General features: G+C 41.3%; 19 protein-coding genes. 10 read left to right on the top strand and 9 right to left on the bottom strand.

The window, feature by feature from the left end:
• Positions 1 to 99: 99 nt before the first annotated feature.
• Positions 100 to 741, bottom strand: a complete 642-nt coding sequence (trhA, locus tag AVJ20_RS09285; protein ID WP_111885004.1) for a PAQR family membrane homeostasis protein TrhA — start codon at positions 739 to 741, stop codon at positions 100 to 102.
• A 107-nt stretch (positions 742 to 848) separates the two neighbouring features.
• Here trhA and AVJ20_RS09290 point away from each other — a divergent pair, with 107 nt between their 5' ends.
• Together AVJ20_RS09290 and AVJ20_RS09295 are read left to right on the top strand one after the other, a co-directional pair.
• On the top strand, positions 849 to 2,072 hold the full coding sequence (locus AVJ20_RS09290; RefSeq protein ID WP_111885005.1) for a class I SAM-dependent methyltransferase: 1,224 nt from the start codon (positions 849 to 851) through the stop codon (positions 2,070 to 2,072).
• 11 nt (positions 2,073 to 2,083) lie between these two features.
• Positions 2,084 to 2,509, top strand: coding sequence for a GNAT family N-acetyltransferase (locus tag AVJ20_RS09295; RefSeq protein ID WP_228157191.1), 426 nt, complete (start codon positions 2,084 to 2,086; stop codon positions 2,507 to 2,509).
• A gap of 78 nt (positions 2,510 to 2,587) precedes the next feature.
• Here the strand turns inward: AVJ20_RS09295 and AVJ20_RS09300 are convergent, their stop codons facing one another.
• The 3 genes from AVJ20_RS09300 to AVJ20_RS09310 all read right to left on the bottom strand — a co-directional run bounded on the left by AVJ20_RS09300 (position 2,588) and on the right by AVJ20_RS09310 (position 6,459).
• On the bottom strand, positions 2,588 to 2,926 hold the full coding sequence (locus AVJ20_RS09300) for a hypothetical protein (protein ID WP_078194261.1): 339 nt from the start codon (positions 2,924 to 2,926) through the stop codon (positions 2,588 to 2,590).
• Positions 2,927 to 3,110: 184 nt separating this feature from the next.
• A complete protein-coding gene (locus AVJ20_RS09305) occupies positions 3,111 to 5,243 on the bottom strand; it encodes a 3-hydroxyacyl-CoA dehydrogenase NAD-binding domain-containing protein (RefSeq protein WP_111885007.1) in 2,133 nt (710 codons plus the stop codon).
• Between the two features lie 10 nt (positions 5,244 to 5,253).
• Complete coding sequence (locus tag AVJ20_RS09310) at positions 5,254 to 6,459, bottom strand: acetyl-CoA C-acetyltransferase (RefSeq protein WP_111885008.1); 1,206 nt, start codon at positions 6,457 to 6,459, stop codon at positions 5,254 to 5,256.
• A gap of 206 nt (positions 6,460 to 6,665) precedes the next feature.
• Here AVJ20_RS09310 and AVJ20_RS09315 point away from each other — a divergent pair, with 206 nt between their 5' ends.
• On the top strand, positions 6,666 to 6,935 hold the full coding sequence (locus AVJ20_RS09315) for a hypothetical protein (protein WP_111885037.1): 270 nt from the start codon (positions 6,666 to 6,668) through the stop codon (positions 6,933 to 6,935).
• A gap of 50 nt (positions 6,936 to 6,985) precedes the next feature.
• On the opposite strand, the gene AVJ20_RS09320 is transcribed toward AVJ20_RS09315, so the two are convergent.
• On the bottom strand, positions 6,986 to 7,996 hold the full coding sequence (locus AVJ20_RS09320) for an AraC family transcriptional regulator (RefSeq protein ID WP_078190094.1): 1,011 nt from the start codon (positions 7,994 to 7,996) through the stop codon (positions 6,986 to 6,988).
• Between the two features lie 210 nt (positions 7,997 to 8,206).
• Between AVJ20_RS09320 and AVJ20_RS09325 the strand changes: the two genes are divergently transcribed.
• The 5 genes from AVJ20_RS09325 to AVJ20_RS09345 all read left to right on the top strand — a co-directional run bounded on the left by AVJ20_RS09325 (position 8,207) and on the right by AVJ20_RS09345 (position 15,746).
• Entirely contained in the window at positions 8,207 to 9,328 is a 1,122-nt protein-coding gene (locus tag AVJ20_RS09325) for a CaiB/BaiF CoA transferase family protein (RefSeq protein WP_111885009.1), read from the top strand.
• A gap of 216 nt (positions 9,329 to 9,544) precedes the next feature.
• Positions 9,545 to 10,783: a carbohydrate porin gene (locus AVJ20_RS09330; RefSeq protein WP_228157192.1), complete on the top strand. Its 1,239-nt coding sequence runs from the start codon at positions 9,545 to 9,547 to the stop codon at positions 10,781 to 10,783.
• A gap of 170 nt (positions 10,784 to 10,953) precedes the next feature.
• Positions 10,954 to 13,359 (top strand): glucose/quinate/shikimate family membrane-bound PQQ-dependent dehydrogenase, encoded by a 2,406-nt coding sequence (locus AVJ20_RS09335; protein WP_111885011.1) that lies wholly within the window; start codon positions 10,954 to 10,956, stop codon positions 13,357 to 13,359.
• 265 nt (positions 13,360 to 13,624) lie between these two features.
• Complete coding sequence (locus AVJ20_RS09340) at positions 13,625 to 15,268, top strand: nitrite/sulfite reductase (RefSeq protein WP_111885012.1); 1,644 nt, start codon at positions 13,625 to 13,627, stop codon at positions 15,266 to 15,268.
• Positions 15,261 to 15,746: a DUF934 domain-containing protein gene (locus AVJ20_RS09345; RefSeq protein WP_078194254.1), complete on the top strand. Its 486-nt coding sequence runs from the start codon at positions 15,261 to 15,263 to the stop codon at positions 15,744 to 15,746. Before AVJ20_RS09340 ends, AVJ20_RS09345 begins: the two co-directional genes overlap by 8 nt.
• A gap of 70 nt (positions 15,747 to 15,816) precedes the next feature.
• Here the strand turns inward: AVJ20_RS09345 and AVJ20_RS09350 are convergent, their stop codons facing one another.
• From AVJ20_RS09350 to AVJ20_RS09360, 3 genes are all read right to left on the bottom strand, one after another.
• On the bottom strand, positions 15,817 to 16,266 hold the full coding sequence (locus AVJ20_RS09350) for a VOC family protein (protein ID WP_111885013.1): 450 nt from the start codon (positions 16,264 to 16,266) through the stop codon (positions 15,817 to 15,819).
• Positions 16,267 to 16,472: 206 nt separating this feature from the next.
• Positions 16,473 to 17,648 (bottom strand): thiolase family protein, encoded by a 1,176-nt coding sequence (locus AVJ20_RS09355; RefSeq protein ID WP_111885014.1) that lies wholly within the window; start codon positions 17,646 to 17,648, stop codon positions 16,473 to 16,475.
• Between the two features lie 113 nt (positions 17,649 to 17,761).
• Positions 17,762 to 18,283 carry a GspH/FimT family pseudopilin gene (locus AVJ20_RS09360; protein WP_111885015.1) on the bottom strand — a complete coding sequence of 174 codons (522 nt, stop codon included), beginning with the start codon at positions 18,281 to 18,283 and terminating at the stop codon, positions 17,762 to 17,764.
• A 379-nt stretch (positions 18,284 to 18,662) separates the two neighbouring features.
• Here AVJ20_RS09360 and omp38 point away from each other — a divergent pair, with 379 nt between their 5' ends.
• Positions 18,663 to 19,712 carry an outer membrane protein Omp38 gene (omp38, locus tag AVJ20_RS09365; protein WP_111885016.1) on the top strand — a complete coding sequence of 350 codons (1,050 nt, stop codon included), beginning with the start codon at positions 18,663 to 18,665 and terminating at the stop codon, positions 19,710 to 19,712.
• A 431-nt stretch (positions 19,713 to 20,143) separates the two neighbouring features.
• A complete protein-coding gene (locus AVJ20_RS09370; protein WP_111885017.1) occupies positions 20,144 to 22,321 on the top strand; it encodes a TonB-dependent receptor in 2,178 nt (725 codons plus the stop codon).
• A 64-nt stretch (positions 22,322 to 22,385) separates the two neighbouring features.
• On the opposite strand, the gene AVJ20_RS09375 is transcribed toward AVJ20_RS09370, so the two are convergent.
• Complete coding sequence (locus AVJ20_RS09375; protein ID WP_111885018.1) at positions 22,386 to 23,450, bottom strand: SDR family oxidoreductase; 1,065 nt, start codon at positions 23,448 to 23,450, stop codon at positions 22,386 to 22,388.
• Between the last annotated feature and the right edge of the window lie 29 nt (positions 23,451 to 23,479).

Consider the following 23,479-nt stretch of genomic DNA (forward strand, 5'->3'; position numbering starts at 1 on the left):
CGTAATCTTTTTAAAAAAGGCGTAATTTCTTAAAAAAATACGAAATACCAACTTACGAACTGCGGAATTAGGGTCACTAAAGAATGCAGTGTCAGTGGGTTATATCACGTAGAGATAAATCGACAGGAAATGTGATCCTGCACCTATCAATACAAAAATATGCCAGATAGCGTGTGTATATCTTACCTTTTTTAAGGCATAAAACAATGCACCGATTGTATAAGATAGCCCGCCAATGATCAGGTAGGTTAAAGCTTGATCAGATAAAAAGCGTTGCATATCATCCATTACCAGTACTGCAAGCCATCCCATCACCAAATATGCAATCAACGAAATCTTTTGAAAACGATGAATGAATATTAATTTGAATAGTGTTCCAATTGCAGCAATGACCCACAGTGCAATGAGTAAATAATGCGCTTTTGCGGTAGGCAGTGCGATTGCCAGAAACGGGGTGTAAGTACCTGCAATTAAATAATAGATTGCGGTATGGTCGAGTTTTTTGTACCAACCACGGCGCTCAGGAGATTCTGCGAAGTGATATAGACTCGAGGCTGAAAACAATAACAGCATACTGAATGCATACACCCAAAGCGCAAGCCATTGTCCAGTTTGAAGGTATGATCCTTTTAAAATCAATAGGATACCTGCAATGACAGACAACGCTGCACCGAAAGCATGGGTATAGAAATTCAGTCTTTCTTCAGCTGGGTCATAAGTTAAAAGGTGGGGAGCATTCATAACGTATCTTTTATAATAATTTAAATATACAAGTGTATAGTAATTCAATTTTGCTTTTGGTGTAAGAAGATTTAAAATTGTTTTGCAAATTTATCTAGGTTTATATTATGTCATCATTGGCTTCTCCCTCTACGCAAGAGCAGCAATTTTTAGCAGCCTTTCAGCAAGCCATTGAAACACAGCGTTTTGATCGCATGATCTTGAGTCAGTATAAAGGTGAATTAGACCAATTAGAAAAAATGACCTTACGAGTCATTTCGCTGCAAGGTGAGTCATTTCTTAGCTGTTTATATCGTTACAAAACCCAAGACATCACCAAAAACTATCCAATCGCATCTGCAAATCAACAAGTCGAAAGTTTATTAAGCTGTTGTAAGCAAGCCAACCTGATGACCTTGGATGAAGAAATTCAGCTCAAAAAAAATAAAAAGAAAGTGATGCTAAGCATTAGCAAAAAGCAGCCTGCTTTTGGGAAAAATCATACGGAGCAGCAAGGGCATGATCGAGCAAAACATCGCTATGTCGATCAAAACAGTTATTTCTTACAACCACTCGGTATTACGGATGCCAAAGCACAAATTATTCCGAGCATGGCGCGTAAATGGAAACAAATTAATAAATTTGTAGAAATTTTTTCAGGCGCTTTAAGTCAGATTAAAGAGACTGATCAATCTCTACATGTTGTAGATTTTGGTTCAGGCAAGGGATATCTAACTTTTGCATTATATGATTATTTAGCAAAACACCAGCAAGTGCCTAAAGTGACTGGGGTTGAGCTGAATCCAAAAATGGTGGAATTTTGCCAAAGCGTTGCTCAGCAGTCGAATTTCAGCCAACTGGATTTTTTCCAAGGCGATGTTCGTACCTATGCGCCTGAGCGCTTAGATGTCATGATTGCGCTGCACGCCTGTGATGTGGCAACGGACTTTGCGATTCATACCGGTATTCGATTAAATGCGCAAATGATCATGTGTGCGCCGTGTTGTCATAAAGAACTGCGTCCGCAATTGAAAGCGCCGCAAGTACTTGCACCGATGTTGCAATTTGGTATTCATGCAGGCCAGCAAGCAGAAATGCTTACTGACACGATTCGTGCACTTTTATTGAAAGCATATGGTTATGAAACCAAAGTCTTTGAATTTGTGGCACTTGAACATACCAGTAAAAATAAAATGATCTTGGCAACCAAACGTGCAGACTATGTCGAACCTGATCAAGCGGTATTGGCGCAGATCCAAGCTTTAAAAGACATGTATGGCATTCAAAAGCATTCGTTAGAATTATTGTTGAATGATCAATGGGACCAGCAAGATATTGGCTGTAAATGCTAAAGGATGAAGGGATGCAGCAGTTAAATATTCAATTTGGTCCGTGGGAGCAACTGGCATCTGCAGCTCGGCCGATACGTGAACAGGTCTTTATTTTAGAACAGCAGATATCGTCCGAAGATGAATGGGATGCAGAAGATGCGATTTCACTGCATTTTATTGTTCATGATGGGATGAAAGCTATTGCAACTGCACGTTTGTTGAAAAATAACAGTATAGGTCGTGTTGCTGTTTTAAAGGCCTATCGCGGTCAGGGTATTGGTAAAATCTTGATGCAAGCGATTATCGAACAAGCGAAATTAGAGCAACGTGAATATTTAAAACTATCTTCACAAGTGCATGCTATCCCTTTTTATGCAGCGTTGGGTTTTGCTGTTGAAGGTGATGAATATTTAGATTGTGGTATTCCGCATCAAGATATGTATATGACCTTAGCTTAAATACCTAAAATTCGAAGTTTATAAATAAAAAAACGCTTAATATTTTAAGCGTTTTTTTTGCATAGATTGGGTCAAAGCTTAGTGGCCATGATCATTCGATGCAGTAGGTTCAGGGCTCATGTCATCCATATGTGCATGTTGTTCTTCAGTCATCTGCATATCTGCTGCAGTCGGCGCAGAAGCTTCACGAGCTGCTTGATCAGCTTGCGCCTTTTTCAAGGCTTCTTCTGACATCACAGGGGCATTTTTAAATGCATGCTGTTGAGTATTGTCTTTTTTCTGTTGGCTCGGCATATAGTCTGGTTCATTGGTCACAGCAAGCCAGAAAATACCCATGAATAGCGCACCTAAAATACAGAAGATAATCAGTGCCTTCCAGCCCCACGGTGATTTTTCAGGAGAAGTATGATCAGTCATAACAAGCTACTCAATCGGATAAAAAGAAATCAAAAAACTTGTTACTTTATAACATAAAACAGATGAGAGTTCGCGTAAAATCTAGACTTGTTTGCAAACACGCGAATGCGAAGGAAAAATAAAAGGAGCCGAAGCTCCTTTTGATGTGATTGAACAGCAAAATTTGCATGCTCAAAATGAATAATTAAATCTGCTCAGCTTTCGCCACTTTGTCTTTCAGCAATTGCGGTGCTTTGAAGCGTTCGCCATATTTTGCTTCTAGTGTATTGGCACGAAGTAACGCTTTTTCCAAACCATATTGATTTAAAAATTGAAGTGCACCACCTGTCCAAGGGGCAAAACCAATCCCGAAGATTGAACCGACATTGCCATCGACTGTCGACTGCAAAACACCTTCTTCTAGGCAGCGTAAGGTATCAAGTGACTGTACAAACAGGAAGCGGTCTATCATTTCCTGTTCAGAAATAGCATTATCATTCTGCCATTTGCTCAAGCCATCCCAGAGGTGCTTTTTACCGCCTTCAGGATATTCATAAAAACCTGCGCCGGCAGCTTTACCTTTACGTCCGAACTCATGAATCATTGTCTGAATCACCTCATCCGTACCTGAACGTGGTAGGTCTTTGCCTTCGGCTTGCAAGGCTTTACGTGTCTCGGCCGCAACATGCTCAGAGAGTGTTAAAGACACTTCATCTTGAATCGCCAATGGGCCTACAGGCATGCCAGCTTTCAGAGCTGCCATTTCAATGCGGGCAGGGTGTACGCCTTCAGCCAATAGACGTAAACCTTCTTGCACAAAGGTGCCAAAGACACGGCTGGTAAAGAAGCCGCGGCTGTCATTCACCACAATTGGCGTTTTGCCAATTTGCTGCACAAAGTCAAAGGCTTTAGCCAAAGTGTCTGCTGATGTGTTTTTACCTTTAATAATTTCGACCAATTGCATTTTGTCGACAGGGCTAAAGAAATGTAGACCGATAAATTTAGCTTGATCTTGAGATGCATTGGCTAAGCCTGAAATTGGCAAGGTTGAAGTATTGGATGCCATTACGCCATTGGCTGCCAAGTAACTTTCTGCTTCTTGAGTCACTTTGGCTTTCAATTCGACATTTTCAAATACCGCTTCAATGATCAAGTCGCAGCCTTGTAATTCGGCAGCATCTGCAGTGGCATGAATCAGTCCTAAAACTTGATCACGTTTTTCTGCACTTAAACGACCTTGAGATACTTTTTTATCCAGCAGTTTTTGGCTATAGGCTTTGCCTTTTTCAGCAGCTTCTATAGAGATATCTTTAAGTACAACTGCAATGCCTTTTGATGCTGTGGCATAAGCAATGCCTGCACCCATCATGCCTGCGCCTAAAATACCAACTTTGGTGGCTTGCCATTTCGCGACGTCTTTTGGACGGCTTGCACCTGATTTGATAGCATTTAGACCATGCCAGAAGGTGCCGATCATATTTTTAGAAATTTGACCGGTTGCAAGGTAAGTAAAGTAACGTGATTCAATCGTGAGCGCCGTATCAACATCGACCTGAGCGCCTTCAACCGCAGCTGACATAATGGCTTCAGGCGCAGGGTAACAGCCCTTGGTTTTGTCACGCAGCATAGCAGGGGCAATGGCGAGCATTTGCGCCACCGCTGGAGTCGATGGTGTGCCGCCCGGAATTTTATAGCCTTTTACATCATAGGGCTGCTGTGATTTTGGATTGGCTTTGACCCACGCAATGGCTTTGTCCATCAATTCTTCAAGGCTATCTGCAGTGTCTTGAATCAGCCCTAATGATTTGGCTTTTTCGACACCAATTTGTTTGCCTTCCATTAAGAGTGGAAATACATTTTGCAGACCCAATAAACGGACCATACGTACAATACCGCCACCGCCCGGTAGTAAGCCTAAAGTTACTTCTGGTAAGCCAAATTTCGCCTTAGCATCATTCAGTGCGATTCGATAATGACAACCGAGTGCTAACTCCCAACCACCGCCCAGCGCTGTGCCATTTAAGGCTGCAACAACAGGAATGCCGCGTGTTTCGATATAACGCAGTTTGGCTTTCATTTCTTCAATCATATTGAAGAATTCAGTTGCATGCTCAGGTGTAGCTTGAATCAGTTCGTCTAAATCACCGCCTGCAAAGAAGGTTTTTTTTGCGGAACGGAAAATAATCCCTGCAATATTTTCATCTGCTTGCAGTTTGTCTACCGTTTCAGCCAGTGCCGTACGGAAGTCTGCATTCATGGTGTTGGCAGATTGGTTTGGAGAATCTAAAGTTAAAATGACGATATTATCGGCATTTTTTTCAAATTGAATTGCACTCATTTTAGTCTCCTTATACCAACTCAATAATCGTTGCGATGCCCATACCACCGCCCACACACAAGGTCGCTAAACCGCGCTTTTTACCTTGGCGTTCCAGTTCATCCATCAGGGTGCCTAAAATCATGGCGCCTGTTGCACCCAGCGGATGTCCTAATGCAATTGCACCGCCATTCACATTGACTTTGGCAGGGTCCACCTTGAGTTCGGTAATAAAACGCATCACGACTGCTGCAAAAGCTTCGTTCACTTCAAATAGGTCAATATCATCAATGGTTAAGCCAGCTTTAGCTAAGGCTTTACGTGCAGCAGGTGCAGGGCCAGTCAGCATAATGGTTGGGTCTGCACCCACCAATGCAGTGGCAAGCACTTTGGCACGCGGTTTTAGGCCTTGTTCTTTGATCGCTTTTTCAGAGGCAAGCAATACTACGGCAGCACCATCAACGATGCCCGATGAGTTCCCTGCATGGTGTACATGGTTGACTGCGCCGACTTCAGGATATTTTTGTAAGGCGATGGCATCAAAGCCCATTTGACCCATCATGGCAAAACTTGGGTTGAGTTTGCCTAAGCCTTCTGCTGTGGTCGTTGGTTTAATAAATTCATCTTTGGCTAAAACAGTGACGCCTGCTTTGTCTTTAACTGGAACGACAGATTGGTCAAAGTAACCATTGGCTTGCGCTGCGGCGGCTTTTTGCTGAGAGTTGGCTGCAAAGGCATCCACATCTGCTCGGCTATAACCGTCAATGGTGGCAATTAAATCTGCCCCAATGCCTTGTGGTATAAAATCACAAGCCATATTGGTTTCAGGATCGAGCGCCCAAGGGCCGCCGTCACTGCCCATCGGCACACGAGACATCGACTCTACACCGCCTGCAACCACCAGATCTTCCCAGCCAGAACGCACCTTTTGTGCAGCCATATTTACGGCTTCCAAACCTGATGCACAAAAACGGTTGATTTGTACGCCTGCCACATCATTGTCCCAACCTGCTGCAATGGCTGCGGTTTTTGCAATGTCTGCACCTTGGTCACCAATGGGGGTCACGCAGCCCAGTACAATGTCGTCAACTGCAGCGGTGTCAAATTGATGTCGGTTTTGTAATTCGTTCAATAAACCGGTCAGTAGGCTAATCGGTTTAACGGCATGTAGTGAACCGTCTTTTTTTCCTTTGCCGCGCGGTGTGCGAATGGCATCAATGATGTAAGCCTCGCTCATAATCCTGTCCCTATGATCTATAAATTTTTATTGGTTTTTTGAGTGTACGGATTAATCAACCTAGTGCAATGATGAGAACGGGCGAGTCGTTTGATATTTTTGGTCAACGCTTGCTGCTGAATAAGATAAAAATCAACCTGCACATTGAAAGCGAGGATCGGTTAAGATCAGTTGCTATCGATTCAGTACATATTGAAGATCTGCTTATGCATAAAAATGTGAAGCGAGTGTTGAAAGGTCTAGCTTGGCTAGTACTAGTAGGCTGCTTAGGTTTTGTATGCATGATCGGTTTTTATATTTATATGATCTATCGCATTCATCCCTCAGATGAGGGGACGGGCGGTTTAGCCTGTGAGTATGATCGAAATGATCATGTGACCAAGGCAGAAATGTATCGGATACAGGATGGCAAACGCGTGATCACGCCCGTCGATCCATTGCTTTGTCAAAAACAACGTGCAGATTTTCCGAAATAAAAAAACCTGATCGAGATCAGGTTTTAGAGAATGCTATTTTTGAATATTGCTTAATGATAACCATGTAATTGGCGATATAGGCCTGGTGTTACACCGGTCCACTTTTTAAATGCACGGTGGAAAGTACTGGTTTCACTAAAGCCGACTTGCTGTGCAACATCTTCAAGCGTTAAGTCTGGATTAAGCAATAAGTGAATTGCAGCATCTCGACGTAAAGCATCTTTTACACCTTGGTAGCTCTTACCTTCAGCGGCTAAACGACGACGTAGTGTTTGCGGAGATAGATACAGCATTGAAGCAACATCGTTCAAGGTTGGCATTTCTTCGCCAATTTGACTCTTCAGCACATCTCGGATACGAGATGTTAATGAATTGGTATTTTTAAATTTAACCAATAACTGTGCAGGAGCCGCTTTTAAGAATTCTTCAAGCGTTTCTTCGTTTTGACGAATGGGTAAATCTAAATAATCCGCTGCAAATGTAATTTCAGTTCGTGGTGTATCAAACTGCATGACAGGTGCAAAAAACAAGGCATCATATTCGTCAGCATGTTCAGGACGTTCATAACCGAAGTGAACACGCTCTAAAGGCAGACGACGTTCAATCAACCAAGAAGCGAGACCATGCCAAATCATCAGCATACTTTCTGTAATGAAATGGTCTGGGTCCATAGATTTTGGAATTTGAGGAACTAAACGTGCTTCGTGCTTATCACGTTCTAGTGTCACCGACCATTCGTCACCAAACAGTTTGTAGAACTGCGAAGACAATTCGAGTGCATCACCGAGGGTTTTTGCATGAATAATCAATTGGCACATAATGGCAAAAGTACCCAAGCGGCGCGGCTGAATATCAAAACCGACGTGTTCGTCTTGGGTCACCATCCACAACATTTTAATAAAACGTGTGTATTGTTCAGGTGAAATACGCGCTTTGGGTTGGCGTAGAAGTTCAGCCTCAATGCCAACATGAGACAATAAAGTTTCGACATCCATGCCGAGACGTTTCACACCAGTTAAGGCTGCGTTGACGAAATGGATACTGATCGTATCACGACTCATGTTTAATCCTTCAGTCTCTTTAATGTTCACAAATGTTTGACCTAAATGACGCTAAAAAAAGAAATCATGGCAATTTACAACAGCGGTTTTACCATTTTTACATGGTAAATTGCCGAAACTATCAAGGTAAATGGCTGAACATGACATTGTTTTAATCATTTTATATTTCTACCATGGATAAAAAATCTACACAATTAGAGAAAAATATCCATGGAAGCTGCTTTAAAAGGATTGAAAGTACTCGACTTTTCGACATTACTCCCAGGGCCATTTGCGACCTTGTATTTGGCTGACATGGGTGCGGAAGTTGTGCATATTGAGTCACCGACGCGTCCTGATCTGGTTCGTTTGATGCCACCTTATGCCAATGGGCAAGCCACAGCGCATAGTTATTTAAATCGCAATAAACAATCCATCGCATTAGATTTAAAAGATCCGAAAAGTATTGAATTGATCAAAGCCAAAATTTCAGATTTTGATATTGTGGTGGAACAATTTCGTCCAGGTGTCATGCAACGCTTGGGTTTGGATTATGCAGTTTTAGCCGAAATTAATCCGCGACTTATTTACTGCTCGATTACGGGTTATGGTCAAACCGGACATTACAAAGACCGTGCAGGGCATGACATCAATTACTTGGCTTTATCGGGCATTTCAGGTCATAGCGGACGCCAAGATAGTGGCCCGCCACCGATGGGGATTCAAATTGCCGATGTCGCAGGCGGATCAATGCATGCGATTACTGGCATCTTAGCTGCGGTGATTGAGCGTTACCGTAGCGGTTTAGGACAATATATTGATATTTCCATGACCGATTGTGCCGTAGCATTGAACAATATGGCTGCAGCAGGAGTATTGGCTGCCAATGCGGTAACCGCGGCAGAGACGGCACATCTGAATGGCGGAAGTTTCTATGACTATTATCGAACCCAAGATGGTCGTTATCTGTCTATAGGTGGTTTGGAGCCACAGTTTTTACATGGATTGGCGCAAATTCTCGATTTACCCGCTTTAGCGACGCAAGGCATGTCATTTGATCCGCAAGACCAGACTGAAATTAAGCATGCAATTGCCCGAAAAATACTAACCAAAACATGGGCTGAGTGGAAAAAGATTTTTGCCTCTCAAGATGTCTGTGTGGAACCAGTTTTAAGTTTGGACGAAGCTCTAAATTCACAATTGGCCCAAGAGCGGCATTGGTGTGTTGAAGTTCCGCTACAAGAAGGCGACACAATGACACAAACTCAACTGGCATGTCCGATTAAATTTTCTAGATCAGCATTGATTTATACCCATGTGGGTAAAACTTTAGGTGCGGATAATTGGTTATGAATGGTATAAAAAAAGGTGATAAGTTAAGCAATAAAACCTTTAAAATCTCTTAATTAGATAAACATCTATGTAAATATTGAGAGTTGTTAACAAAAAAATAAATAAATTATACAAATGTGAGAGTATTATATGAACTATTAACACAATTGGTATATAGGTCTCCAAATGAAAATAGCTGTGAGTAAACTTGGATCTTTATATCTTAGCCTCGGAATAATGCTTGCGGGTTCAGCAACCCAAGCGGCAACTACTGCAGATGCTTTCAGTTCTGAAAGCCCATGGATGTTCGGTGATTGGAACGGTCAACGAACAGCGCTTCAACAGAAAGGTTACGATTTTAGTTTTAGTTATGGTGGCGAATTAGCTACTTTGTTAGATGCAAAGCATGCTTCAAGTCATGGCACTGAATATGCGGACCAATTCGCGATCGGGGCACATCTCGATTTAGAAAAAATTGCGGGTTGGAAAGATACCGAAGCACAAATCAATATCACTGAACGTAATGGTCGTTCATTGTCTCAAACTTCAGATGCATTAAATGGTCATTTAAGTGCAACACAAGAAGTGTGGGGTCGTGGTCAAACTTGGCGTTTGACTGATTTTTGGATCAAGAAAAAATTCTTAGACCAAAAATTAGATATTAAAGTCGGTCGTTTTGGTGAAGGTGAAGATTTCAACAGCTTTGACTGTGACTTTCAAAACTTAGCACTTTGTGGTTCACAAGTGGGTAACTGGGTCGGTGACCAATGGTACAACTGGCCAGTCAGCCAATGGGCTGCTCGCGTGAAATATAACATTCAGCCTGAACTCTACGCACAAGTCGGGGTTTATGAATACAACCCTGAAAATCTAAAACGTGGTAAAGGTTGGAACTTGAGTACTGATGGTTCTAAAGGTGCGATTATTCCTGCTGAAGTGGTGTGGACTCCAAAAGTGGGGACACAAAAGCTACCGGGTGAATACCGTGCAGGTTACTACTACAGTACCGCTGATGCCGATGTCATTGATAGCCCAGTAAATGAAAAAGATCACCATCAAGGTGGTTGGATTGTGGCGAAACAACAACTGACAGCACACAAAGACGATGCTTCACGTGGCTTAAGCGGTTTTGTGAATATCACCGTGCATGACTCAGACACCAATAATGTGAGTGATATGCAAAACATTGGCTTGGTCTACAAAGGTGCATTCGATGCACGTCCTCAGGATGAAATCGCGATTGGCTTAGGTCGTATCAGCATGAATGATGATGTGAATGACGCTAATATTGCCAATAACAGCGTTGATGCACGCGGTCTACAAAGTGAAGAGTATGACGCAGAAATTTACTACGGTATTCATGCGGCAAACTGGCTAACTATTCGTCCTAATATTCAATATATCCGTCACGTCGGTGCTTACAAAAATGGTGAGAATGCGTGGGTCGGCGGTATCAAATTTCAAACAGCATTTTAATTGATGTCAAATTAGAGTTCTTATAAAAGCAATTCGGTAATTCTGAGAAAAATTACGATATATCCCCTTGAATTGTTTTTGTAACAACTTCTCTTTGCGACATAAAAACGGTGGTGTGTTGAATGTGTTTCACGCACCAAATACAACATTCGACAATAGAGGTGGTCAACATGAGCAACCCATCTACTGGAACTGGGATGCGAACATTTACCGTCGTTGTGATGGCAATTTTCGCCTTAGTTCTATTGATTGGTGGTATCTGGCTGGCAGTCCTTGGCGGTTCTTGGTACTACATTATCGCCGGCCTGTTAATGCTGGCTTCAGCAATATACTTAAGAAAAATTCAAAACAGTTCTTTATACATTTATGCAGCGTTGATGCTGGGTACAGTGATTTGGGGACTTTGGGAGGCAGGTTCTGACTTTTGGGCACTTGCACCGCGTTTTGATATTTTAGGCTTATTGGGCCTTTGGTTACTGATTCCTGCCGTGACACGCGGTATGGAAAATGGCAAAACTGCGAAAATTACATTATCAGGCACACTGGTGATTGCGATTATCGTGATGATCTATTCAATTTTTAATGATCCGCAAGAAATTCACGGTGAAATTAAAAATGCACAACCTCAAACAGCCAAAGCGATTGAGGGTATTGCTCCTGAAGATTGGCCTGCCTATGGTCGTACACAAGGTGGTGTACGTTATTCTCCACTCACCCAAATCAATAGCGACAACGTTAAAGATTTAGAAGTAGCGTGGACTTTCCGTACAGGTGAGTTACCAACAGAAAATGACTCAGGTGAAACCACAAACCAAGTCACTCCGATTAAAGTCGGCAATGACATGTTTATGTGTACAACTCACCAACGTTTAATTGCACTTGATCCTGCGACAGGTAAACAAAAATGGGCATTCGATCCTAAACTTAAAGCGGACAATACCTATCAACATTTAACATGTCGTGGTGTGTCTTATTTTGACGCTGCAAATACCACTCAGTTTGCAAAAAGCTTAGAGAACAAACGCTCGACTTCTACTGAATGTCCGCGCAAAGTGATCTTGCCTGTAAATGATGGTCGATTGGTTGCAGTCAATGCTGACACAGGTAAAGCATGTAGTGATTTTGGTCATAATGGCGAAGTCGATCTACAAAAAGATATGCCTTATCCGTATCCGGGCGGTTATATCCCAACTTCACCTCCAGTGGTTACTGGCACAACCATTGTGATTGGCGGTTCAACAACTGATAACTTCTCGACTAAAGAGCCATCTGGTGTCATCCGTGGTTATGATGTTAATACTGGTGAATTATTGTGGATCTTTGATACAGGGGCGCAAGACCCGAATGCTATGCCGGGCGAAGGAAAAACCTTCTCTGTTGCGTCTCCAAATGCATGGGCACCTTTAGCATATGATGAAAAATTAGATATCGTCTATGTTCCAACAGGTGTGGGTACTCCGGATATCTTCGGTGGTCACCGTACGCCATTAGATGAGCGCTATGCAAATTCAATGCTTGCGATTAATGCTTCGACTGGTAAATTGATCTGGAACTTCCAAACCACGCATCATGATTTGTGGGATATGGATGTACCATCTCAACCTTCATTGGCAGATATCAAAGATAAATCAGGTAATACTGTTCCTGCGATCTATGTCTTAACCAAAACAGGTAATGCATTCGTCCTTGACCGTCGTACCGGTAAAGCGATTGTGCCAATCACTGAAAAAGCGGTTCCACAAACTGTAAAACGTGGTCCACAAACTAAAGGTGAGTATTATTCTGCAACTCAACCATTCTCTGATTTTGATTTAGCACCAAAAGATAAATTGACTGATAAACAAATGTGGGGTGCCACTATGTTTGACCAGTTGATGTGTCGTGTGTATTTCAAATCATTAAACTACGACGGTATTTATACACCACCTTCTGAAAATGGCACATTGGTATTCCCAGGTAACCTTGGGGTATTTGAATGGGGTGGTATGTCGGTGAACCAAGACCGTCAAGTTGCTGTGATGAACCCAATTGGCTTGCCATTTGTGACTAAGTTGATTCCTACAGATCCAAACCGTGAGCAAACTGCGAAAGGTGCGGGTACTGAACAAGGCGTGCAACCGATGTATGGCGTACCTTATGGGGTGGAAATCAAAGCATTCTTGTCACCACTTGGCTTACCTTGTAAACAACCTTCATGGGGCTTTACTGCGGGTGTAGATTTAAATACACATGAAGTGGTCTGGAAAAAACGTATTGGTACAATTCGTGACAGTTTACCGAAATTGTTCCAATTACCTGCTGTGAAAATTGGTGTACCGGGTCTTGGTGGATCAATCTCGACTGCTGGTAATGTCATGTTTGTAGGCGCAACACAAGATAACTATATCCGTGCAATCAATGTAACGAATGGTGATACTTTGTGGGAAGGTCGTCTACCCGCAGGTGGTCAAGCGACTCCAATGACTTATGAAGCAAATGGTAAACAATATGTTGTGATCATGGCTGGTGGTCATGGTTCATTTGGTACGAAACTAGGTGATTACCTTGTTGCGTATGCTTTACCAGATAAAAAATAAGTGATTTTACATCGCTAAATAAAAAGCCCGATTTATCGGGCTTTTTATTGGCTTAAATTCTTTATGTAAATTTATGCTAAGTAATGGAGAAATAATTCAATATATTAATAAATAAAAAGTAAATGACCGGAATCCGCTATATCAGTGAAATTGCGACAGTCTTATCAATAAAATCGCTATTAAATATGTAAAAAACGCATTTTCTTGATAGATAAAATCTCGTTATGCTGTGCATTGTTATAATAGAAATTACTAGCTGTACGCCATGTATTTATATACTGATTTTGACCAGCAACTGGTTAATGAACGTGTTGCACAGTTCCGTGATCAAACGGAACGTTATTTAGCAGGTAAATTGACGGAAGATGAATACCGTCCACTGCGTCTTCAAAACGGCCTTTATGTACAGCGTTATGCACCGATGCTACGTATTGCAGTACCTTATGGCCTGATGAATTCTAAACAATTACGTAAAATTGCGTCATTGGCTCAGGACTATGACCGTGGTTATGCGCACGTATCTACTCGTCAAAACATTCAGTTTAACTGGCCTGCACTAGAAAATGTGCCTGATATGTTACAAGAGCTCGCATCTGTTCAAATGCATGCGATTCAAACTTCGGGTAACTGTATTCGTAACACAACTACTGACCAATATGCAGGTGTGGTTGCAGGTGAAATTGCTGACCCACGTCCAACGTGTGAATTGATTCGTCAATGGTCAACTTTCCACCCAGAATTCGCTTTCTTGCCACGTAAGTTCAAGATTGCAGTTTCAGCACTGGAAGAAACTGATCGTGCGGCAACGTCTTTCCATGATATCGGTGTGTATATCGTGAAAAATGAAGCAGGCGAGATTGGTTATAAAATCAAAGTTGGTGGTGGTTTAGGCCGTACCCCAGTGATTGGTAGCTTTATTCGTGACTTCTTGCCACGTGAAGATTTAATTGCTTATTTAGAAGCGGTACTTCGTGTATACAACTTACACGGTCGTCGTGATAACAAATATAAAGCGCGTATCAAAATTTTGGTGAAAGCATTAACACCAGAAGTATTTGCAGAGAAAGTGGAAGCTGAATTTGCACATACCATCAAAACATTAAAAATTGATGCTGATACCTTGGCGAAAATGGATGAAAACTTCACACCATTTGATTACCAAGATTATGCAGATGAAGATTTCACAGAGCAATTTGCCGCAGAGCCGAAATTTAAACAATGGTTCAACATCAACACCAATGCACATAAAGTCAAAGGTTACCGCATCGTTACGATTTCTTTGAAACGTGCGGGTATTGCACCGGGCGATATGACTGTTGAAGAAATGAACCTGATTGCTGACTTGGCTGACAAATATACCTTTGGTGAGTTCCGTACCACACATGAGCAAAACATTGCGCTTGTGGATGTACCGCAAAAAGATTTGTTTGATCTATGGAAAATCCTTGATCAACACAATCTTGCACGTGCGCATATTGGGTTCTTAACCGATATCATTTGCTGCCCAGGTGGTGATTTCTGTTCATTAGCAAATGCGAAATCGATTCCAATTTCTGAAGCCATTACACGTCGTTTTGATGACTTAGATACCATTTACAATTTAGGTAAATTGGATCTGAACATCTCTGGTTGTATGAATGCGTGTGGTCACCACCATGTCGGTAATATCGGTATTTTAGGTGTAGATAAAAAGGGTGCTGAGTTCTATCAAATCACTTTGGGTGGTAATGCCGACCATGATGCATCAATTGGTGACATCTTAGGCCCATCATTTGCAGCCGAAGTTGTACCAGACATCATTGAAGAAATCTTAAATACTTATCTAGACCTTCGTGCAGAAGGCGAAGAGTTTATTGATACTTACCGCCGTGTTGGCATCCAACCATTTAAGGAGCGTGCATATGCTTAATACAGCACTACAAGTCCTCTCTAAAGATGGCTCGATTGCAGACAATACTTACCAAGTCATTGGTGAAGATGGTGTGTTGCCACAAGGTGACGTGGTTTTAACAGTTGAGCAGTTAGATCAACTTGCGAATGTGTCTGGTAAAAAAGCACTTTTCGTCACGGTTGATGCTTCACCTGAAACCAATGAATTCCCGCTTGACCAGTTAGATGCTATTTTCATCGAATTTGCCGGTTTTAACGATGGTCGAGGTTACTCATTTGCTGCATTGTTACGTCGCCAAGGTTTTCAAGGCGAGCTACGTGCAACAGGTGATGTATTCAAAGATGTGTTGAACTACATGAAGCGTTCAGGTTTCGATACTTTTGTGGTGAAAGAAGGTAAAGATATTGCTGAAGCTGCTGCTGGCTTAGATGATTTTACCAATCCATATCAAGCTTCAACTGCAGTGCCGCAAGCGCATTATCAAACTGGTGCTTAAGTGCCATGATTGATTAAAAAGCCTCCGTTCGGAGGCTTTTTTTATTGATCGAAATACTTTTAATGAGTGATTATTCGTTTTCAAGCTGGCAATTGACCATCCATTTAATACCGAACTGATCGGTAAATGCGCCATAGAGTGCACCCCAAAAGGTCTTTTCGATAGGCATTTCTATAGAGCCTCCTTTGGACAATGCATCAAACAATCGTTTGGCTTCAGCTTGTTCACTGCTGTCTAAATTAATCGAAATATAATCATTGCTGCCTACGGTAAAGGTTTGGTTGGTTTGTGCACAAAATTGTTCGTTGACATCTGAGGCCATCAGCACGGTAAATTCATTGATCGGTAGGGAAATATGCATAATCTTTTGCAGTTCTGCATCGGATAGTGAAATGCCTTCCTCAGCAGGCATTTCACCATAACGCATCACATTGAGGAACTCTCCACCAAATACAGAACGATAAAAATTAAAGGCTGCCTCGGTATTGCCTTGAAAATTCAAGTAGTGATTGAGCTGCATGGTGGTCATCCATTTTTATTATGTCGACATTTATTTTAAGAGCCTTGGCTGAGCTGTATGTGAACAATTTATGTCTAAAATGTAAGCATAAAAAATCCCTCTTACAGAGGGATTTTCAGTCTCCCTCCTTTAATAAAGAAGGGGTTAGGGGAGGATTAAAGAATATTCCCTCTAAATCGCCCTTTGCGAAGGGAGTCTACAGAGCATTAAAGCAATTCAATCGCCACAGCAGTCGCTTCACCACCGCCAATACACAGCGCTGCAATACCACGTTTACCGCCTGTACGTTTTAATGCATGGATCAGCGTTAAGATAATGCGTGAACCTGTAGAACCAACAGGATGTCCAAGCGCACAAGCACCCCCGTTGATATTTACTTTTTCAGCATCTAATTTAAATTCATCAATAGGGCACATCGTGACCATGGCAAAAGCTTCATTAATTTCCCATAAATCGACATCAGCAACATTCCAACCCGATTTATCTAGAACTTTTTGAATTGCGCCTACAGGTGCAATAGTAAATTCTGAAGGATGCTGTGAATTTGATGCATAAGCCACAATTTTCGCGAGCGGATTTAAGCCCTTTGCTGATGCTTGTTCTGCTGATGTTAATACTAAAGCAGACGCACCATCAGAAATAGAACTGGCATTGGCAGCGGTAATGGTTCCATCTTTAGCAAAAGCAGGGCGCAGTGTTGGAATTTTTTCGATATTAGCGTTAAAAGGCTGTTCATCTTTATCGATAATCACATCGCCTTTACGACTCGAAACAGTGACAGGCACGATTTCGTCAGCAAAATAACCCTCAGTAATTGCAGTTTGAGCACGTTTAAGCGAGCGAATGGCGAAGTCATCCATTTGTTCACGTGTATAGCCTTTTGTGTTTGCCATATCCTGCGCAAAAGAACCCATGAGTCGGCCCGTTTCTGCATCTTCTAAACCATCTAAGAACATATGATCTTTAACGTCACCGTGGCCCATACGGTAGCCAGCTCGTGCTTTGGTTAAAACATAAGGGGCATTGGTCATTGACTCCATACCACCTGCAACCACGACTTGAGCCGAACCTGCCTTAATCATATCTGCCGCTTGCATCACGGCCTTCATACCTGAACCACACAGCTTATTGATGGTTACGGCACCAGTTGAATCTGGAAGACCGGCTTTACGCATCGCTTGACGGGCAGGACCTTGTTTCAGACCAGCCGGAAGCACACAGCCCATAATGACTTCTTCAACATCTGTCGGTTGTATACCCGCGCGTTCGATGGCTGCTTTAATCGTAACTGCGCCTAATTCTGGTGCAGTGACAGCGGCTAAACTCCCTTGAAAACCACCCATTGCTGTACGGGCACCATTCACGATGACGATATCAGTCATTACATGTCTCCATTTTCTTATACATTAATTTTTGAATACGTCAGCAGTATAAGTAAAATTGAACAGGAATAAAGCAAATTTAAAAGGCTGCTTTGGACTCACCGGTTCTCAAATTAGCAGCTGATTGGGTTTTCAAATCGTAAATGTCCCATTCGACTTAAGACTGCTCGGATCGGTTGAAGCGTTGATTTCGAACAGTAGTAGAAACTGCCATTTGAACCATTGGGTAAACCGGAGCTAGCCTGAAAGGTTAGGCTCGGAATGTGTAAAGTCCCACGCCAAGACAGATCGCCATATTTTAAGTTGAGTTTGTCTTGTCGTAATATTTTTTCATTTGCATCGACTTGACGGTTTTTATTACTGTCAATAAATATGATCAGTCCACTGTTCCAGTTGTTAGGTTGGCAAAGTTTAAAGTCAAGACTAGGACAAATCACAATATTGGAGTGATAAATTGTGGCCTGAGCCCGTGCGAATGCATTGTGATTCTGAATAGTCGATTTGATATTGTTCGCTTCTCGCTGCGCCATTAAATTGTTGAAATGTGGTAAAGCTATCGTCACGATAATGACCATAATCGCGATTGAGACTAAAAGTTCAAATAAAGTAAAGCCAGTTTCTTTGTTGTAAGACATTGATTTAATCCAAAATTTAATATTATTTTTATATATTTAGTGTTGTATGTGTTTTTAATGGCGATATTAATTTTGAGTATAGAATTTTATTACTCAATTTTAGATAAAGCTGTTAAAATGAAAATAGCAAGTGACAATAGGCGATTCACTGCTCAAAATTGAGTAAAAATTTACCGAATTACAACGGAAATTGTAAGTAATTTTGTCAATAATTTACTTGATTAGATTAATCAAGCACTTGGAAAAAGAAAAAAGTGTTTGTATGATTCAGCGTGAATAGCTTAAAAAAAAAAACTGGGGTATAAGAAAGCCTATCTCAGGATAGCCAATTTTTCGGCTTGAGCTTGAACAACAATTGTTATCTCTGGAGGATAAATCCATGAAAATGAGTCGTATTGCATTAGCAATGCTCGTAGCTGCTCCTTTAGCAGCTGCAAACGCAGGCGTAACTGTTACTCCATTAATGCTTGGTTACACTTTCCAAGATTCTCAACACAACAACAGCCGTGGCAACTTAACTGATAGCCCTGAGCTACAAGACGACTTGTTTGTTGGTGCAGCACTTGGTGTTGAATTAACTCCATGGTTAGGTTTCGAAGCTGAATATAACCAAGTGAAAGGTGATGTAGACGTTGATTTCGGCGAATACAAACAAACTCAAATCAACGGTAACTTCTATGCTACTTCTGATTTGATCACTAAAAACTATGACAGCAAAGTTAAGCCATATGTATTGTTAGGTGCTGGTCACTACAAATACAAATTTGACGACGTAAATGCTCGTGGTGCTGGCACTGACCGTGGTACTACTGAAGAAGGTACTTTAGGTAATGCAGGTCTTGGTGCTTTCTGGCGCTTAAACGATGCTTTATCTCTACGTACTGAAGCTCGTGCTACTTACAACATCGATGAAGATTTCTGGAACTACACAGCTTTGGCTGGTCTTAACGTAGTTCTTGGCGGTCACTTGAAACCTGCTGCTCCTGTAGTTGAAGTTGCTCCTGTAACTCCAGTTGCTCCAGTTGCTCCAGCTCCTCAAGAGTTGACTGAAGATCTTAACATGGAACTTCGTGTGTTCTTTGATACAAACAAATCTAACATCAAAGATCAATACAAACCTGAAATCGCTAAAGTTGCTGAAAAATTAGGTGAATACCCTAATGCTACAGCTAACATCGAAGGTCACACAGATAACACTGGTCCACGTGCTCTAAACGAACGTTTATCACTAGCTCGTGCTAACTCTGTTAAATCTTCACTTGTTAACGAATACAACGTTGACCCAGCTCGTTTATCTACTCAAGGTTTCGCGTGGGATCAACCGATCGCTGACAACAACACTAAAGAAGGCCGTGCTATGAACCGTCGCGTATTCGCTACGATTTCTGGTAGCCGTACTGTAGTGGCTCAACCTGGTCAAGCTCAATAATTTGAGTTTAACTTCGGTTAGAAAAAAGCGGCTCTTTTGAGTCGCTTTTTTTTGTTAAAAATTTAAAAAAGGAGATTTAAATTTGGCTAAAAGGCACTAACGCAAAAGCGTTATTTACTTTTAAATAATCGTTGGATGTAAAAGGATTTATCTATTCATGTGGCAATTAACCATGTAAAAATTCAAACTATTTGTATATTAATTAATCATTTATTTGCCTGAGAGCTTTAATTGAACATACACAGTTTTTGATTTAATTTTTTATAATATTAATTAAAAACAAATATTTACATTTATTTTATCTACAATTTATAAAAAATGAATATTTATATTTTTCATTAAAAAAATATATTCATCGGGATTCATGATGCAGTTAAGAATTATTCTAAATATAATAATGATTCTTATTCAAACAAATTAAGCGTTCAACAATGATCAATTTTCCAAAAACTCATTTAGTCCGTGCGATTTCAATCGCGATCTTAGGGGTGGGCACATCTGCAGTAGTAAATGCAGCAGAGCGAACCGTGCTTGAAACGATTGAAGTTGAGGTACCAGCTGAAAAGCAGCTTGCAAATGGAAAATTGAAAGCGCAGACAGACCTTGGTGCACTGGGAAATAAAAAAATTGTTGATACGCCATTTAGCGTTGCTGCATATAGTGAAAAGTTAATTGAAGAACAGCAAGCGAACACCGTGGGTGAAGTGCTGAGAAATGATGCGAGTGTTCGTATCACAACCAACCAAGGCCATTTAAACGAAAACTTTAATATTCGTGGCTTTGACATCAATCATGATGATATTGCATTGAATGGTATGTATGGTATGGCACCTTATGGGCGTGTACCAACTGAATTTTTAGATTCGGTTACTGTATTGAAAGGCCCGAATGCCCTGGTTGCCGGTATGTCGCCTGCTGGTGGGGTCGGTGGTGTGGTCATTGCTAAAACTAAGCGTGCTGATAAAGAAAAAACTCAAGTTTCAGCTTCAATGGAAGAAGGTGGGTTTTACCAATCGGGCTTTGATGTATCTCGTCGTTTTGGTGTTGAAAAAGAGTTTGGCTTACGTGTGAATGGTGCTTATGGTCAAGGTGAGCACATTATTGAAGGCATGGAAGATAAACATGCATCAGGTGCAATTGCTGCAGACTATATAACGGATAAATTGAAACTGAATTTTGATGCTTTTGCGGTACGTGATGATCGTAATGGTGGATCACCTGCGATGGTGGCGTTCGGCGTGGCAGATGCGCATAAGCATACCTATAATGGTGTGCTGGATGCACCTAAAGGAGATACCAATTACTTTAGGAATTTAGAAGGTCATACTGACAGTGAGTTTGTAGGATTAAGTGGTGAATATGCATTCACGCCTGATTTAAATGTGTATGCGGGTGTAGGGCATATTGAAAAGGCCTATAGCGGACACATTTTTGGTACGCGTCTTATCGTAGGGCAAGCTGATGGTCATGCTACTTCACAGTACTATCGTACAGGGTCATCTGAGTCGATTACATCAGCAAATACAGGTATTCATTATAAGTTTAATACGGGTGCTATAAAACATGCTATAAATGTCCGAGCTGATTATTTGACCAAAGAAACAGATCAACATGTGAAAGCGACGCAAGAGAATATTGATTCAACTAATTTGTATGATCCCAACACGACTGTAGGGATGCCTTCAGCGTACCCAATGGTTAAACCGAATTTAGATAATAAATATACCAGCTATACGGTATCTGATCAGATTTCAATGTTAAATGATAAATTGCAGCTGATTGTTGGTGCACGCTATCAGGATATCGATACCAAGAATTTACAAAGAAAGACTGGCTATCAAGATGATAAAATTTCGCCAAGCTTAGGTGTTGTGGTTAAACCATTTGGTGAGAATCTTTCTATTTATGCAAACTATGTTGAAGGTCTTTCTGAAGGTGTAACGGTGAATAACGTTGCAGATGCCAACAATAATGTCACCTTTGCGCCATTCCAAACCAAACAATATGAATTGGGTGCAAAATATCAAGCAGGTTCTTGGTTGAATACATTTGCCCTTTATCAAATTGAAAAACCATCGACCATGGTATCTTCATATTCTGATGGTCAACCCAATAGTACAATCAATCAAATTACCACAGATGATGCAGAAACACGTTCACGTGGCGTGGAATGGGCATTTTCAGGAGAGATTTATACAGGTCTAAATCTGATGGGTAGTTTGGCTTATATCGATGCTGAATATACCAAAGCAGCGGTGAAAAAGGGTGTAACTAATCAAGGTAATTCGGTATATGGTATTCCTGACTTTACCGCAACGCTTGGCTTAGATTATGCAGTACCTTATGTAGATGGATTAAATGTGAATGCGCGTGCAAATTATGTGAGTGAACAATATTTAAATGAAACTAATAGTCTTAAACTACCAGACTATACAATCTTAGATTTAGGTGCGCGTTATAAAACCAATTTGGGTGGTGTAAATACTACATTCTTAGCCAATATTGCTAACGTGACTGATGAGAAATATTGGGAAGGTACATTCAACTCAGGTTATGCCTTAGTGGGTGGTCCACGTACCTATAAAGTCGGCGTGACTTTTGATTTCTAAGTTAGTTTAATTTTTTTAATATAAAAAGCACCTATTTAAGGTGGCTTTTTTGTTGATGAGTTATTCACGGAATATATTGCTTCACCACACCGTCATCGAGGAGTTGTTGGAAATGCTCAACCACACTGTTTTGAATATTGCGGTATTCGATCCCTAATTCTTTCTTGCTCTTATCTGCATTAAAGTAAATTGGGTAGCCCATATTGAGTTCAACAAATTTACGTGGGAAGCCAGCAAGAGGGCCAAATGCCTTAAAGGCAAACTTCGGTAAGGTATTGCGCGGAAATGGAAATTTATTCCCAAAATGTGCGCGTAATAATTTGCCCATGTCTAATAGGCTTAGTGTGCCGCCACTAATAATATAACGTCCGCTCGCTGCGGGATTGAGAGCGGCTTGTACGTGCGCATCGGCAACATCGCGAACATCGACAATTCCATTCCACATTGGTGGAACACCGGCCAAAGTCATACCATTGGCAAACTGTTGTAGTACTTCAACGCTTCCTGACTGTGTTGACGCTGTTAAAGATGGCCCCATGACCAGTGCTGGATTAATACAGACCAGATCCCAACGGTTTTGTGCTTTTTGCATTTCCCACGCTTTGCGCTCTGCCATCACTTTTGAATATGGATAAGGCTGATGGGTTTCTGTACTGGAGGTATTCCAATGCGATTCATCAAATTCATTATGCTCGGTCTGTAGAATATCAATGGCATCACCATAGGTTGATGCGATGCTTGAAGTCACGACAACACGTTGTACAGATTCTGTTATATTGACACTGTTGAGTACATTTTCAGTGCCTAAAATAGCCGGCTCAATAATGTCTTTTATTGCGTCTTTATAGTTGGTCACTACAAAAGGGGATGCCATGTGGATCACAATGTCACAACCTTGCATGGCTGAATCAAATGCACCCTCATCTAATAAATTGGCTTGGAACAGTTTTAAAGTGCCAGTTGTATCAGCTGCAATTTTTTCGAGATGTACAAATCCTGATGTTTTATTCAGATCACGAACTGTGGCATGTACCGTGTGCCCTAATTCAAGTAAGTTTTTAATGACCCAACTGGCAATATAGCCTGTCGCGCCTGTGACGAGTATCTGTCTTGTTGTCTTGCTATTCATATTCTTCAACTTTAATAGACGCATTTTTT

This window comes from Acinetobacter sp. CFCC 11171 (assembly GCF_003268405.1).
GTDB classification, from domain to species: domain Bacteria; phylum Pseudomonadota; class Gammaproteobacteria; order Pseudomonadales; family Moraxellaceae; genus Acinetobacter; species Acinetobacter amyesii.